A 14,602-nucleotide genomic window follows, 5' to 3' on the forward strand; every position below is an offset into this window, starting at 1 on the left:
AGGGCGAAAGAATCGCGCGCGAATAGCCACTTGGGAGGGTCATTATGCACGCCACGGCCGGTCAAGGGCAGCTCACGGTCCGCTGGCTTATCAATCAACACGGCCTCGCCTTGCGCGAAATCGTCCCCACACCGCACCGTTTCACGGTCGTACACATTAGCGAACTTGCCGACCCCTCACGCTTCCTCCTCCCCGATTCCATCGTCCTCACCCTCGGCATGGCATTCGAACATAAACCCGAAGCGTTCGACGAGTACGTTGCCACCCTGGCCGCCGCCGATGTCGTGGCCATTGGCTTCGGCACCGGCCTCAGTTTCGCCACCGTCCCGCCCGCGCTTATCGACGCCGCGACCGCCCACCACGTAGGCCTGTTCGAGGTTCCGCACGACACACCGTTTATCTCGATCCAAAGCACCGTCAATACGGAAATCTCCCGTCAGCACATGCGCCAGCAAGAGCGTTTGAATGCCGCGCAGCGGCGCGCCCATCGCGCCGCCATCGCTGGCGGCATCCCCGAGCTATTGGAATGTGTGGCCGACGAGGTGCACGCCGCATTGTGTATCCAGGACAATGATCAGCGCGTGATAGCGCACGTCACCCACGGTAAATACGACGCCTCGGTGCCGGATCCGGCTGGCCACGTGACGCGCCACAAGATGCTCACTTTCGGCGAGCGCTACCATCGCCTGATCGCGGTGAGCCGTTCCCCGCTGCGCCCCGAACATCGAATATTGATTCAACATTGCGGCAGCCTTGCCGACCTGCTGCTGCAGCGCCCAAGCTCGCTCCGCAATGCCCGCAGCGAACTGAACTCCATGGCGCTTTCCATGCTGCTTGGTCTCGCCGGCGAAGCCGCCCAAATGGAACCGGTTTTCGCCCGCATCGCCGATTCCCGCGGCGAGGTGCGCCCCGTGGTGATCCACGCCGATACGGCCGATCATCTCGCCAAAGCGCTCGCCGCCCTCGAGCACAGCTTATGGGCCGGCACCCGCGAGCGCTGCACCATCAACCTGGACTCCTGCACCGCCCTACTGCTCGTCCGCGGTTCCCGCTCCGTCGAAAGCGTGATCGAACTCTTTGGCGAGCTCGCGCGCCAGATTCGCATCTGCGTTGGTGGTGCCAGGCCCTGGCAAAATATCGACCACCCCCTCGTCGGATCCTTGGTTACATCCGCCAAATCCATCCCCGTAGGCAGCTACGTAGGCCCCCAAGATAACGCGCTGGCTTGGTTGCGCGGCGCGGCCGTCATGGAGGCGCTGGATCAACACGCCCACGAAACCATCGGCCGTCTCGAACACTACGACGAATTGTATGGCGCCCACCTGCGGCTTACGCTCGCCACGCATTTGCAGCGCGGCGCGCAAATCAAAGCCACAGCCGAAGCGCTCGGGATTCACCGCCACACGGTGCGCAGCCGCCTCGCAAAAATCTCGGAGATCTGCGAGGTCAACCTCGATGACCCTGTCACCCGCGCCGAATTACTTATCGTGACGGTGACCCGCAAACCGCGCCCAGATTAGATCAAACCTGCGGCAGCGACGGCGTCGCGCTCTTCCTTCAGCTCGGCGACGTTTGCGGCGATGCGCTCCTTCTGGAAGTCAGAAAGCTCGAGGCCTTCCACAACCTCCCAGCGGCCGTTGCGGGACACGGTCGGCACGCCCGCGACCAGGCCGGCGTCGATACCGTACGCGCCCTCGGACGGAATGGCGGCGGAAACCCACTTCTCGGTGCCCTGGATCCAGTCGCGCATGTGATCAACGGCGGAGGAAGCTGCGGATGCCGCAGAGGAGCTGCCGCGTACCTCGATGATCTCCGCGCCACGCTTGGCAACGCGCGGAATGAACTCGTTGAGGTACCAGTCCCGCTCGACCAGGTCCGAAACTTTTTCACCATCTACGGTTGCCCAGGTGATATCCGGGAATTGCGTAGCGGAGTGGTTGCCCCACACGACTACCTTTTCAAAGGCGTCGGAGTCCTTGCCAAGCTTGGTGGCAAGCTGGGAAAGGCTGCGGTTGTGGTCCAAACGCATCATGGCATTAAAACGCTCGTTCGGAACGTCCGGAGCATGGTTCATGGCGATCAGGGCGTTGGTGTTCGCGGGGTTACCAACCACCAACACGCGCACATCATCGGCGGCGTGGTCATTGATCGCCTTGCCCTGGGGGCCAAAGATTCGCCCGTTAGCCGCCAGCAGGTCCGAGCGCTCCTCGCCCTTGCCGCGCGGCTTTGCGCCTACCAGGAAGGCCGCGTTCGCGCCGTCGAAAGCCACATCGGGGTTGTCGCTGATGTTAATCGCCTTGAGCAATGGGAACGCGGAGTCGAGCAATTCCATCGCAACACCCTCCGTAGCGCCGAGCGCAGCGGGGATCTCCAGCAGGTTGAGTTCCACGGGAACATCCTTGCCATACACATCGCCATTAGCGATGCGCCACAGCAGGGAATACGCGATCTGCCCGGCAGCGCCAGTAACGACGATCTTCTTCGGGGTAACGGTCATGGGATGGTCCTCTTCTTCCTTGGTGTGAATAGTTCTCTTCGACGGCTGATTCCGCTCCGAGAACTGGGCTAGTTAAATAGCAGATGCCCTTGGATTCACGGCCGTCGTCCACGAACAACTCTAGCCGTTGCAGCTCTGCTTCGCATTGCCCGAATAAACACAATCAAACACCTACCCAACCAAGCGTTCTAGTATCGGTGCCAGCGGCGAGTCTCGGTGCCCGAACGGCACCTTTCGACCCCTCCCAACCTGCCAGTTTTTACCCCTATTTCACCCCCATTTCCGAACCGACAAGGCACGATTCGCTGTGGCAAAGGTCACTACTCACATCCACCGGACCCCCACAGAGACACGTGGTCGAACCGAACTTAGGCGCCCAACGGCGTCACCCCAGATGTCCGAGGACTTCCGAAAATTACCCCCGAAATAGCCAAATTCGGATTTTTGACCTGCGGCAACAGCCGCCTCTCTCGTCTGACCCTTGAAAGAATTCAGGAATAGGGCACGATGAAACCAATACCTTTAGTTCCCGTAGTTAAAGCGTCGTTTTGCCATGCCGACATCTATCACACGATCTATCACCGTCTCTTCAACCTTGTAGCAACATTGTTCATTGAATAGTGCAGCACCATTTGCCCGAATCATTCGCATGCCCAAAGCACTAGAAAGGAAGTAACATGAACGCCCCACTGACCGATACTGAGGCTGGCGTAGTCACCACAGATAGGGTCGTTGAGGTCGCTCTCCACAGTTTTGCCACACATGGATTTGACGAAACTAGACTTGAGGCCATCGCCCAAGAATCCGGAATGTCAAAGCGAATGATCCACTACCACTTTGGCGATAAGAAAGGTTTGTATTTACAAACTTTCTACCTAGCCATTGCGCAACTCCGCCCCGCCCCAGAAGCGCTTGAATTAGAAACGACCGTCCCCGTCGATGGCGTTCGCAAAGTAGTGGAAGTGATTTATCGGCAATTCGAAACTCACCCGAATGCCGTCCGCCTTTTCCTAATGGAAAACCTGTTCGGTTATGGCGAAATTGATACCGCAAAGGCGTTTACGGAGCAATCAAGTGTGCTGCTCCAGATGGATAAACTCCTTATGCTGGGCCAGGACGCGGGCGCCTTCCGCCCGGGCATTTCCGCTCTCGACGTGTACATCCTGATCGCATCGATTTGCATGTTCCGCGTGTCCAACCACGACACCTTCTTGATGCTGTATAAAACGGACTTGCTCAGCGAGGAAAACACGGACGGCATGCTCCGATTGTGCACGGATGCGGCGTTGTCGTTCCTCACTTCGAACATGCCAAATACGGGCGGCATGAGCTACGTGATACCCCACGATGCTCCCGAGGGCGGCGATGACCAAGACGTTTCCGGGGACATCTACGGAATCTAGCCCAACTCACCCCGCCACCCTCGGCGGGGTCGTTGCAATTGGGGAACCTGCAGCGCCCGTCCCGAGCTCACCGCCGCCCCCGCTTATCGACGCCCCGCCCAAGCCCACCGCACACGCCTACCGAATCGCCGCACGATCCCTCAGATGTGTTGCCAGCAAATCAATTTCTTAATACTGAATTTATGCGAGGTTACCTGCGGCTACATCTCTTGATGCGGCGAAAAGCCCAGCATTTATGATATCAATATCCGTTTGGGTCGTGTAATTTACTAAATAGTCAGTCAAAGGTTATTTATTACATACACAGGACCTATCATGCGAAGTTTTCGTTCTGCGGTAGCGGTGGTGGCAACGCTTGGTTTGGCGCTTCTCAGTTCACCCGTCGCTCACGCACAGGGCACTACCCTTGATCCGACCGTGGTCGTTCTAGACGCTTCGGGTTCCATGACTGCGGAAGACGTTGACGGCACATCCCGCATGGATTCCGCCAAGCAAGCCGTAACGAGGTTCCTAGATCAGGTCCCCGGGGATGCGCAGCTAGGGCTAGTCACCTATGGCACCGGCACCGGCAGCGGCGAAGAGGAAAAGGAGGCCGGCTGCCGCGATATCACCGTGCTTGCCGAACTCGGCGAGAAAGACTCCGGCGCGCTCAAGGACGCCGTGAATGGCCTCGACCCGCGCGGCTACACACCCATCGGAAATTCGCTACTACGTGCGAATGAGCTATTGCCCAAGGAAGGGAAACGCTCCATCGTTTTGGTTTCGGACGGCATAGACACGTGCGCCCCGCCGCCAGTGTGCGACGTCGCAAAGCAATTGAAGGAGCAAGGCACGGACCTCGTCGTACATACCATCGGTTTTATGGTCGATGAAGCCGCCCGCGCCGAACTCCAGTGCGTGGCCGACGCCACCGGCGGCACCTATTCCGACGCCTCCAGCACCGACGGCCTTACGGAAACGCTCACACGCGCGGCCACCCGCTCCGGCACGGAATATCAGCTGCCCACAAAGCAAGTGCAATTTTCGAACACGCTTCATGACGCCCCGGAAATCAGCGTCGGCGATATCGAGAACCCCACACGCATCCACGCGCTGCTTCCTCCAGGCGGCAAAAAAGAAGCCTATGCCAAGGTAAAACTGCCGGATAACATGCGCCTTCAGGTAGGCTACACACTCGTTCCGGAGTTTGGCACGCGCAGGGCGCTCGAGGATAACTATGGGTTCTTTATCACTGCCAACAATCAAAGCGACGGACCTTGCCATGTCGAACGCAGCGGCTTAGTCGATATTGTTGGCGATCACCCATCGTCTGGCTTTATCATTTCCAAAGACAAGAGCCAAAAAGGGGTTGATTGCGACGAGGACTTTGTTTACTTGCATACCCATGAGACCTTCGACGCTCCCGACGATATGGATATGACCCTCGCCTTTGTTCCGACAAAACCTTCGAACTACGGCGACGATTCGAACAAAAACGCGTCTGCGGCGCGCACCAAGGAAAGCATCCAAGAACCGAAGCAAACGGATACCGAAGCCTCGGTGCCGGCGCTCGCTTTTCCGGACCCCACCGGGGAATCGATCAAAAGTTCTATTACTGCGGATATCGTGGAGGGCGAAACCCAATACTTCCCCGTCGATGTGGAGTGGGGCCAAACCCTAGATGTGAGCGTTGAAGTCATCGAAGACCTCGGCGCGGACAAGGTGGAGCTCAGCCGGCAACCTAGCCGCAAACTCTCGTTCGATGTGCTCAATGAATTGCAGCAACCCCAAAAATTGGTCGGGGAACAATCGCTCAGAGTTTCGGAGCTAAACTCGCCCACGGTATTTGGCACGGAGCGGCCGATTTCGTTTGGCAATGCCGAAGCCGGCAGCCCCGCGTGGTACGGCGGCAAGCACTTTATCCAGGTCAGCTTCTCCCATGACAGGCGCGAGGAAAAAGCCACCGCAGACACGCAATCCATCCCCGTGAAGTACCGCATCACCGTCGCCCCGCGTGGCGACGCCGTGACCGGCCCAACGTTCGAAGCGGGCAGCGCCACCAGCTCGGAAACCAGCACGCCCCCCCAGTCCAGCGAATCGACCACCGCCACGGATATTGCGCAGACCAGCAACCTGGCGAAGTTGCTGCGCTACGGCACACTGATCGACATCCTGCTGGCGATCATTATCGTGGCGATCGCCGTGATCGTGTTTATCACGCGACGTCGGCGCCGCTAGGCGGTGGTGCGGGAGGCCTCGTCTTCCGCACTGTGCGGAAGCAATTCCGGCTCGGATTCGCCGCGCACGGCGGATTCGGTGATCAGCACGGCTTTGACGTCCTCCCGATCCGGGATATCAAACATCACCGGAACAAGGAGCTCTTCCATGATCGAGCGCAGGCCGCGGGCACCGGTCTTGCGTTCGAGGGCGAGCTCGGCCACTGCGGCGAGCGCCTCGTCTGTAAACCGCAGATCCACGCCATCCATTTCAAACAAGCACTTGTATTGCTTGATCAGCGAGTTCTTGGGTTCGGTCAATACCGAGATCAGCGAGTCCTTGTCCAAATTGCCCACCGTTGCCACCACGGGCAGGCGGCCGATGAATTCGGGAATCAGGCCGAACTTCACTAGGTCTTCGGGGCGCACGTCGCGGAAGATATCCACCTCATCCTGTTCCGCGCCAGGGGTGATATCTGCACCGAACCCGAGGCCCTTGCGGCCGCGGCGCTCTTGGATCACCTTTTCTAATCCGGCGAAAGCGCCCGCGACGATAAACAAGATGTTTGTGGTGTCCAACTGGATAAAATCCTGGTTGGGGTGCTTGCGGCCGCCCTGCGGCGGGATCGCCGCCACGGTGCCTTCCAAGATCTTGAGCAGCGCCTGTTGCACGCCCTCGCCGGAGACGTCGCGGGTAATGGACGGGTTTTCGGACTTGCGGGAAATCTTATCCACTTCATCGATGTAAATAATCCCGCGCTGCGCCCGTTGCACATCAAAATCCGCAGCTTGGAGCAGTTTCAGCAGGATATTCTCCACGTCCTCGCCAACATAGCCCGCCTCGGTGAGTGAGGTGGCGTCGGCGATGGCGAACGGGACGTCGAGAAGCCTGGCGAGGGTCTGGGCGAGGTAAGTCTTGCCGCTGCCGGTGGGCCCCAACATCAGAATGTTCGACTTCGCCAACTCCACATCGTCCTCCGCGCGGCGCGACATGGTGCGCTGTTCCTCCGCACGGAGACGCTTGTAGTGGTTGTACACGGCGACGGAAAGGACCCGTTTCGCGGCCGTCTGTCCGATCACGTATTTGTCTAGAAAAGCGGAGATTTCCGTCGGGCGCGGCAGTTTTTCGCTGTGCTCATTTTCCGCTGCGGCGTTGTTGAGTTCTTCTTCAATGATTTCATTGCATAGGTCAATGCACTCATTGCAGATGTACACGCCGCCGCCGGCGATGAGCTTTTTCACCTGCTTTTGGCTCTTTCCACAGAACGAGCACTTCAACAGGTCTGCGCTTTCTTGCATGTGTGCCATGAGGAGCTTTTCGTCTCGCAATCAATTGGGGAATATGCACGCCCTTGAAACGGGTCTTCACACACTCTAACCGGTTATACGCCAAGAGTGTGGGTGGCTAGATCGTGTCATAGCCGCGCCCACACCCAATTACACGTGTGTTATTCGCCTATGCGTTGAGCTTACGGTAGTCGAATACCTGATCAACAATTCCATATTCTACGGCTTCCTGCGCGGTGAGAATCTTATCGCGATCGGTATCAATCCGGATCTGCTCGGCGGGCTTGCCGGTGTGGCGCGACAAGGTTTCTTCCATCAGCTTCCGCATGCGCTCGATCTCCGCGGCTTGAATTTCAAGATCGGAAACTTGACCCTGAATGCCTCCGGTGGCTGGCTGATGAATAAGCACGCGGGCGTTCGGAAGGGCGGCGCGCTTGCCGGGAGCACCTGCGGCGAGCAAGACGGCGGCGGCGGAAGCCGCCTGACCCAGGCATACGGTTCGCACGTCTGGTCGAACGTATTGCATGGTGTCGTAGATGGCCATCAAGGAGGTAAAAGAACCGCCGGGCGAATTAATATACATGGTGATGTCGCGGTCGGGGTCGAGGCCCTCGAGCACCAATAATTGCGCCATGACATCGTTGGCGGACGCATCATCGACTTGGGTGCCCAAGAAAATGATGCGCTCTTCGAAGAGTTTGTTGTAGGGGTTGGATTCCTTGGCGCCGAATGCGGAATGCTCCACGAAGGAGGGCAGCACGTAGCGGGAGGAAGGCAATTGCATACCGTTGCTCATGATGGTGTATTTCTCCTTCGGGGATTAGTTCGAAATGTCGCCCTTGGCGGCGGTGATCACGTGGTCAACGAAACCGTATTCTTTGGCCTGCGCTGCGGTAAACCAGCGGTCACGGTCAGAATCCTTGGTAATCTGCTCCACGGTCTGGCCAGTGTGCTCGGCAATCAGTTCGGCCATTTCCCGCTTGGTGTGAGAGAACTGCTCCGCCTGGATAGCGATGTCCGCCGCGGTACCGCCGACGCCCGCGGAAGGCTGGTGCATCATAATGCGGGCGTGCGGCAGGGCATAGCGCTTCCCCTTGGTGCCTGCGGAAAGCAGAAACTGGCCCATCGATGCGGCCAGGCCCATGCCATAGGTGGCGATATCGCACGGGGAGTATTTCATGGTGTCGTAAATAGCCATACCGGCCGTCACGGAACCACCGGGAGAATTAATGTACAGTGAGATGTCGCGCGTGGGGTCTTCCGCCGAAAGCAGCAGGATTTGCGCGCACAGTTTGTTGGCGATTTCATCGTCAACGGCGCTTCCCAGGAAGATAATGCGTTCTCTGAGGAGTCGCTCGAACACTGAGTCGCTGAGGTTCATGCCAGCCGGTGAAGTCATGAAAATGCTCCTAATTCGATTGATGTTTTTTATGCTGTCACCCAATGTAACGCAGGTTGTGGCCAAAGATGCCTTCTGTTCGCTGTCAGCGTAACGCCCCTGCTGCGTATCCACGCCGCGCGCCCCACCGCGCCCACAAACAAGGCCCAGCCGAAGCTGGGCCTTGTTCAGGTTAACGCGCCGTTGTGGCTAGTCCGCCTGCTAGGCGTTCTCGCCGTGATCGTGGTCGTGGTCGTGATCGTCATGATCGTGGTGCTCGTGGTTCTCGGCGGGGGTTTCGTCCTCTTCGCCGAAGAATGCCTTAGCGTCCACGGGAGCGCCATTGGAGTCGGTGACGGTGGCCTTGCAGATGGAGGCCGCGAGCGCCTTGCCGCGACGCAGATCCGCGAACACGTTTGCGATCTGACCGCTCTGCTGCAATTGGCTCACAAATTGCATCGGCTCCATGCCGTAGCTCTGGGCGGTAAACACGATGTGGTCGGTAAAGTCCTGCTGCGTCACCGTCGGCTCGAGCTCATCGGCCAGCGCATCGAGGAACAGCTGGGTGCGCACGGCTTCCTCGGCGTTCCGGCGGGAATCCTCGTCGAATTGTGCACGGGTGGTACCCTGCGCCTCGAGCATACTGTTAAGGATCGCTTCCTCGCCGCCAACCTGGGCCAGCAGCTGCTGCAGCTGACCCTCAACCTGGGACTGCACATAGCCTTCGGGCAGCGGGAACTCGGTCTTATCGAGGGCGGCCTTCAGCACATCATCGCGGATATTGCCGGCCTGGGAGCTCTTGCGATCCTCCTCGATGGAAGCGGTCAGGCTTTCGCGCAACTCTTCGATCGAATCGAACTCGGAGGCAAGTTGTGCGAACTCATCGTCGGCCTCCGGCAGCTCCCGCACCTTCACGCTCTTGACAGTAATCTTCACGGCGGCTTCTTTGCCTTCGTGCTCACCGGCGAGCAGAGTGGTGTTGAATTCCTTTTCCTCGCCCTTGGACGCGCCGACCAAAGCCTCGTCGAGGCCTTCCATCAGGTTGCCGGAGCCAACTTCGTGGGACAGGTCTTCGGTCACGGATTCTTCAACGACCTGGCCGTCGACGATCGCCGCCAAATCGATGGAAACAAAGTCGCCGTTCTCCGCCGCGCGGTCAACCTCGACAAGGGAGGCGAAACGGGACCGCAAGTCATCCAATTCGGATGCGACATCCTGTTCGGTTACCTCGATGGCGGGGACCTCAACGCTGATCTCAGCGAAGTCGGGGACGGTGATCTCCGGGCGGATATCAACTTCGGCGACGAATTCGATAAATTGGCCGTCCTCTACCTTGGAGAGGTCCCAGTGAGGGGTGCCCAAGACAACTAGCTTGTGTTCGTCGACCGCCTGCGAATAGCGGGACGGAACCACATCGTTGAGCACTTGCTCCAAGATGGGGCCGCGACCAACGCGGGCCTCGATCAGCTGGCGGGGTGCCTTGCCCTTGCGGAAACCGGGGACGGAAATTTGCTGCGCGATAGCCTCGTAAGCCTGGTCGAATTCCGGCTTCATCTCGTCGAAGGGAACCTCGACGGTGAGCTTCACGCGTGTGTCGTTCAGGTGCTCGACGGAACTCTTCACGAGCCACTCTCCTGGATATATTGCTGTGATGAAAAAGAGACGACGCGGAATACAGTAACCGCGTCATCTCCAAGACTCTGTTGCGTGAGTCCTAGTCGGGGCGACAGGATTTGAACCTGCGACCCCCTGCTCCCAAAGCAGGTGCGCTACCAAGCTGCGCCACGCCCCGTTATTTAACTGTCCGACCACCACTGCTTGGCGGTTCGGATGTCAAGTGTACCCACACGATATATGTAGGCCCACTTAGGGGTCCCGTTAACACGAAACAAGCAGGTAACAGGCAGGTTTTCAGCAGGTTTTACGGGGCCTGTAACGGCCACCCTCCGCAGACCCGCCACACACCCGCGCACGTGCACACTCGGGGGCAGGTGAAACCGTCACCCCCGATGCGTGAAAAACCAACATTTCTTTCCGGTTTTTAAGTAACGAAACCACCGTGGGGGAAGCGCGAGAGAGAAAGAATAAAGCGTGCAATTATTAAGCGTACATTAGGTTTAAACTTAAAACGGACATAATTAAAAGCTTCAATATCGATTTGTCGCACCAATCCTACTTGACAGATTCATCTTTTATGTTATCGGGCAATAGTGACCTTGATACTGGTACCTTGCTTTAGATTCTAGAAAAGCACATTTGCAGGTTTTTCGCGCGTTACACTTTTGGTCAAAACGTAACGGGATCATAAATCCCCTCACCAGCACCGATCCCCGACCCGCCCCACCATGGCCCAAGCGCTGGAAAAACAAAAACCCTCCGCCTGGAAGTACATCTTCCGGGCGGAGGGCCAGAGAGGGAACGACGGGAATCGAACCCGCGTCTTCAGCTTGGAAGGCTGAGGTATTAGCCACTATACGACGTTCCCACAACGCCAACTTAAGTGACGCTCGGCCCACTACGTTACCCCAACGTAACCAAAACGCCAAATCCCCAGGAAAAATCCAATCCTTCAAATTCGGGGGTATCACCTCAAGATGTGAATTTGCTCACTTAATAGGTTTGGATGCTTGGTTTTTTTCTAAATTTTCATGCTTTCACTTATGCCCCAATTGTGTTGTCCCGTAATGTACCCCCCATGCAACCGAAGATTATTGACGCCGATACCGGCACCGAACTCTGGACCGCCATTGAGTGCGCCACCTTCTCAGGAACCGCGCGGGGCACCTTTACGAGCTACGCGGGGCGCGGCCGCGCCCCCAAACCTGTGGCGAAATTACACGGTCTCACCCTATGGGACTCCAACACTGTTCGCGAGTGGACGGACGAGCGCCGGGAGAAAGCCCGCCGCCGCGCCGCAGAGCTCGCGGGAGAGGCTTAACCAACCCAAACCACTACGACAGGCACCCACCCGCCGCGCAACGCCACTACACGGCATCTAGCGCGGCCATAGGCAAGGCTGTGCAGTACGCTGCCACGTCGCGCGGTCGCGGCGTCGATAAGCGGCCGGAACAATTCCGCCTTGTGGGGCGTTTTACAGGTAACCCTGTACGCCCACTTGGAAAGAGAGTTCGTCTCCGTGGAAGTCCTTCTGCTCATCGCCATCACCGTCGGTGCCGCCGTCTTTATCGTCTCGCGCAAGAGCCAGTCGAATCAGCAGCAGCTCGAAACCGCCAAGCTTGATGACGCCGTCGCAGACGCCCGCCGCTGGATTGACCGCCTCGGCTCCCAAGTCCTCACTATCGCGGGTACCGACGCCGCGTCGACACAGGCCATCGCAGACGCTTCCGAACGTTTCAACGCAGCGTCTTCGCAGATCAGTACCGCATCTACCGTGCGTCAAGCCGAACTGGCACGCGAATCCGCGCTCGAAGGTTTGCACTACATGAACGCCGCGCGGGAAATCATGGGCATGCCCGCCGGTCCGGAATTACCGCCGCTTGAGGGGCAGCGGGCCGCCGGCAAAGTCACCGAGGAACGCACAATTACCCACGAAGGCCAGCAGATCACCGCATCTCCGGTTGCTACGGCTGATACGCCGAACTACTACCCCGGCGGTATGGTCGCTGGGCGCCCTGTCCCCGCGGGTTGGTACTCCCGCCCGTGGTGGGCAGACGCGCTGCAAACAGGTATTTGGACCGCCGGTTCGGTCATGCTGTTTTCCGCGATGTTCCAAGGCATGGTCGGCGTCACCTACCCCGCCGCGGCATTCGAACAAGGTTACGCCGAGGGGCTTAGTGACGCAGCTGCGGGCGCCGAAGGCGCTACCGAACAGCTGAGCGGTGACGAGGGTGGCTTCTTCGATGGCATTTTCGGGGGCGGCGACTGCGGGGGTGACAGCGGCGGGGACGACGGTTTCCTCGGCGGCCTGTTCGACGGCGAGGGTGGCATGGACTTCGACGTGTTCTAACACCCCCGCCCCACCCCCAAAAATACGGCAACGCCCACGCAAAGTTTTGCGGGGCGTTGTTTTTGTTGAAAAGGCTACTAAATTCCGCCGCACTTGTTTTTGCAAATGGCGTGCGGCGGCGAATTCTATTCCGGAATTGCGGGCGCAATACCCGTCTTCTCATAATCGGCTAGGACATCAATGCGGCGCTGGTGGCGTTCCGCCTTGCTCCACTCCTGATCCAGGAACGCGTCCACGATTTCCAGCACTTCCGCCTCCGAATGCATGCGCGCACCGACGCCAATCAATTGCGCATTATTGTGTTCGCGGGCGAGGCGGGCGGTTTCCACGGACCAGGCCAGCGCACAGCGGGCGCCTTTGACCTTGTTAGCTGCGATTTGCTCACCGTTTCCGGAGCCGCCTAGGACAATGCCGAACGATCCAGGATCGTTGACGGTGCGCCATGCGGCTTCGATACAGAACGCTGGATAATCATCCTCCGCGTCGTACACGTGTGCGCCGCAATCAATCACCTCATGTCCCTTGTCTTTCAGATGCTCCGCAAGAGTGTTTTTCATCTCGAAACCGGCGTGGTCTGCTCCTAGGTAAACGCGCATACTAGCTATCCTACCCGCAGTCTGAGCGGCTCGGAGTTGGATCACAGAATCCAACTTTCGGTTGATATGTGTTTAGCTTAGAGGGCAAAGATTTTCTCACCCAGAGGAGCTACTCATGTCCCACGCACCAGTGGTCCGCAAGGTTCGACATGACATCAACGTAAAACCCTTTATCGTGATTTGGGAGGTCACGCGCGCCTGCAGCCTGGTGTGTAAACACTGTCGCGCGGACGCCCAGCACGAACCGAATCCGCTGCAACTCACCACCGCACAGGGGCGGGCGCTGCTGGAAAACTTGGCGGCATACGACAAGCCCCGCCCCTTGGTCGTGCTTACCGGCGGCGATCCGTTCGAACGCGAGGATTTGGAAGAGCTCACGGCGTACGGCACGTCCTTGGAGCTCAATATTTCCTTGTCCCCCTCCGTCACCCCGCGCCTGACCGTGGAACGCATCGCACGTTTGCGCGAGGCCGGCGCTAAGGCGATGTCCATGTCTCTCGACGGCGCGACGGCGGCCACCCACGACGCCTTCCGCGGCTTCCCCGGCACCTTCGATCAAACAATCGCGATGGCTCCGGAGATTACCAAGCTCGGCTACCGGCTGCAGATCAATTCCACGCTCACCCGCGGCAATATCCACGAGGCCCCGGCGCTGCTCAAGCGCGTCATGGATATGGGCGCGAAGATGTGGTACGTGTTCTTCCTGGTGCCCACCGGCCGGGGCGCGGCGCTGAATTGCTTGGACCCATTGGAGCGGGAGGATGCGCTGCACTGGCTCGCGGACATCTCGAACAGAATTGCTATTAAAACGACAGAGGCCCCGCAGTACCGGCGCGTGGTTATCCAAAACAAACAGGGCGTGCCCTTTGTGGGCGGCAAGCTGTACCGCGAGCTGACCGAGGAGACCACCCGCCTGCTCGGCGCGAAGCCGGAACGCCCCCGCCCGCCGCGCGCGCCAATGGCCGTAAACTCCGGCTCCGGTTTCGCGTTTATCGACCATATTGGCGATGTCTACCCGAACGGTTTCCTACCCCTGCACTGCGGCAATGTGGCGGAAACGGACTTCCACGATATCTACACCAATTCCCCGGTGTTCAAGCGCCTGCGGGATCCCGATAACTGGCACGGCAAGTGCAGCGTTTGCGAGTTCCACGGCGTGTGCGGTGGTTCCCGCTCCACCGCCTACGCGCTGACCGGCGATTATCGCGCCTCCGACCCCACGTGCGCCTACATTCCCCCCGCATGGAAGGCGGCAAGTTAGGCCGGTGGCGTAACATCA

At 58.8% G+C, this 14,602-nt stretch carries 12 protein-coding genes and 2 tRNA genes; 6 read left to right on the forward strand and 8 right to left on the reverse strand.

All coding sequences use genetic code 11. The features are described from left to right. Nucleotides 1–44: 44 nt before the first annotated feature. Nucleotides 45–1,520, forward strand: a complete 1,476-nt coding sequence (locus tag CCANI_RS10620) for a PucR family transcriptional regulator (RefSeq protein WP_146324152.1) — start codon at nucleotides 45–47, stop codon at nucleotides 1,518–1,520. Here CCANI_RS10620 and CCANI_RS10625 read toward each other — a convergent pair. Continuing rightward, a complete protein-coding gene (locus CCANI_RS10625; RefSeq protein ID WP_146324151.1) occupies nucleotides 1,517–2,497 on the reverse strand; it encodes a malate dehydrogenase in 981 nt (326 codons plus the stop codon). The genes CCANI_RS10620 and CCANI_RS10625 overlap by 4 nt on opposite strands. 677 nt (nucleotides 2,498–3,174) lie before the next feature. Between CCANI_RS10625 and CCANI_RS10630 the strand changes: the two genes are divergently transcribed. Then, entirely contained in the window at nucleotides 3,175–3,900 is a 726-nt protein-coding gene (locus tag CCANI_RS10630) for a TetR/AcrR family transcriptional regulator (RefSeq protein WP_146324150.1), read from the forward strand. 315 nt (nucleotides 3,901–4,215) lie between these two features. Continuing rightward, complete coding sequence (locus CCANI_RS10635) at nucleotides 4,216–6,117, forward strand: vWA domain-containing protein (protein WP_146324149.1); 1,902 nt, start codon at nucleotides 4,216–4,218, stop codon at nucleotides 6,115–6,117. Here CCANI_RS10635 and clpX read toward each other — a convergent pair. From clpX to CCANI_RS10665, 6 genes are all read right to left on the reverse strand, one after another. Then, nucleotides 6,114–7,403, reverse strand: a complete 1,290-nt coding sequence (clpX, locus tag CCANI_RS10640) for an ATP-dependent Clp protease ATP-binding subunit ClpX (RefSeq protein WP_146324148.1) — start codon at nucleotides 7,401–7,403, stop codon at nucleotides 6,114–6,116. The genes CCANI_RS10635 and clpX overlap by 4 nt on opposite strands. Nucleotides 7,404–7,551: 148 nt before the next feature. Then, nucleotides 7,552–8,178: an ATP-dependent Clp protease proteolytic subunit gene (locus CCANI_RS10645; protein WP_146324147.1), complete on the reverse strand. Its 627-nt coding sequence runs from the start codon at nucleotides 8,176–8,178 to the stop codon at nucleotides 7,552–7,554. 24 nt (nucleotides 8,179–8,202) lie between these two features. Further along, nucleotides 8,203–8,781, reverse strand: a complete 579-nt coding sequence (locus tag CCANI_RS10650) for an ATP-dependent Clp protease proteolytic subunit (protein WP_146324146.1) — start codon at nucleotides 8,779–8,781, stop codon at nucleotides 8,203–8,205. A gap of 201 nt (nucleotides 8,782–8,982) precedes the next feature. After that, the gene (tig, locus tag CCANI_RS10655) at nucleotides 8,983–10,383 is read right to left on the reverse strand and encodes a trigger factor (RefSeq protein WP_146324145.1); all 1,401 of its coding nucleotides are present in this window, start codon (nucleotides 10,381–10,383) and stop codon (nucleotides 8,983–8,985) included. A 95-nt stretch (nucleotides 10,384–10,478) separates the two neighbouring features. After that, nucleotides 10,479–10,552: transfer RNA gene (locus tag CCANI_RS10660), tRNA-Pro, on the reverse strand. A gap of 621 nt (nucleotides 10,553–11,173) precedes the next feature. Further along, nucleotides 11,174–11,245 (reverse strand) — tRNA-Gly (locus tag CCANI_RS10665). Nucleotides 11,246–11,455: 210 nt separating this feature from the next. Between CCANI_RS10665 and CCANI_RS10670 the strand changes: the two genes are divergently transcribed. Together CCANI_RS10670 and CCANI_RS10675 are read left to right on the forward strand one after the other, a co-directional pair. Next, nucleotides 11,456–11,698, forward strand: a complete 243-nt coding sequence (locus CCANI_RS10670; RefSeq protein ID WP_146324144.1) for a hypothetical protein — start codon at nucleotides 11,456–11,458, stop codon at nucleotides 11,696–11,698. Nucleotides 11,699–11,896: 198 nt separating this feature from the next. After that, the gene (locus CCANI_RS10675; protein ID WP_146324143.1) at nucleotides 11,897–12,727 is read left to right on the forward strand and encodes a DUF1542 domain-containing protein; all 831 of its coding nucleotides are present in this window, start codon (nucleotides 11,897–11,899) and stop codon (nucleotides 12,725–12,727) included. Between the two features lie 125 nt (nucleotides 12,728–12,852). Here CCANI_RS10675 and CCANI_RS10680 read toward each other — a convergent pair whose 3' ends face one another. Further along, on the reverse strand, nucleotides 12,853–13,323 hold the full coding sequence (locus tag CCANI_RS10680; RefSeq protein WP_146324142.1) for a ribose-5-phosphate isomerase: 471 nt from the start codon (nucleotides 13,321–13,323) through the stop codon (nucleotides 12,853–12,855). A gap of 115 nt (nucleotides 13,324–13,438) precedes the next feature. Here CCANI_RS10680 and CCANI_RS10685 point away from each other — a divergent pair, with 115 nt between their 5' ends. Continuing rightward, nucleotides 13,439–14,584: a TIGR04053 family radical SAM/SPASM domain-containing protein gene (locus CCANI_RS10685; protein WP_146324141.1), complete on the forward strand. Its 1,146-nt coding sequence runs from the start codon at nucleotides 13,439–13,441 to the stop codon at nucleotides 14,582–14,584. Nucleotides 14,585–14,602 lie beyond the last annotated feature (18 nt).

Origin of the sequence: Corynebacterium canis, assembly GCF_030408595.1 — a bacterium.
Lineage (GTDB): Bacteria > Actinomycetota > Actinomycetes > Mycobacteriales > Mycobacteriaceae > Corynebacterium > Corynebacterium canis.

What these genes read in the sequence shown, in the direction of transcription:
- CCANI_RS10620 (WP_146324152.1), top strand. Translation starts at nt 45, where the DNA reads ATGCACGCCACGGCCGGTCAAGGGCAGCTCACGGTCCGCTGGCTTATC.
- CCANI_RS10625 (WP_146324151.1), bottom strand. Translation starts at nt 2,497, where the DNA reads ATGACCGTTACCCCGAAGAAGATCGTCGTTACTGGCGCTGCCGGGCAG.
- CCANI_RS10630 (WP_146324150.1), top strand. Translation starts at nt 3,175, where the DNA reads ATGAACGCCCCACTGACCGATACTGAGGCTGGCGTAGTCACCACAGAT.
- CCANI_RS10635 (WP_146324149.1), top strand. Translation starts at nt 4,216, where the DNA reads ATGCGAAGTTTTCGTTCTGCGGTAGCGGTGGTGGCAACGCTTGGTTTG.
- clpX (WP_146324148.1), bottom strand. Translation starts at nt 7,403, where the DNA reads ATGGCACACATGCAAGAAAGCGCAGACCTGTTGAAGTGCTCGTTCTGT.
- CCANI_RS10645 (WP_146324147.1), bottom strand. Translation starts at nt 8,178, where the DNA reads ATGAGCAACGGTATGCAATTGCCTTCCTCCCGCTACGTGCTGCCCTCC.
- CCANI_RS10650 (WP_146324146.1), bottom strand. Translation starts at nt 8,781, where the DNA reads ATGACTTCACCGGCTGGCATGAACCTCAGCGACTCAGTGTTCGAGCGA.
- CCANI_RS10670 (WP_146324144.1), top strand. Translation starts at nt 11,456, where the DNA reads ATGCAACCGAAGATTATTGACGCCGATACCGGCACCGAACTCTGGACC.
- CCANI_RS10680 (WP_146324142.1), bottom strand. Translation starts at nt 13,323, where the DNA reads ATGCGCGTTTACCTAGGAGCAGACCACGCCGGTTTCGAGATGAAAAAC.
- CCANI_RS10685 (WP_146324141.1), top strand. Translation starts at nt 13,439, where the DNA reads ATGTCCCACGCACCAGTGGTCCGCAAGGTTCGACATGACATCAACGTA.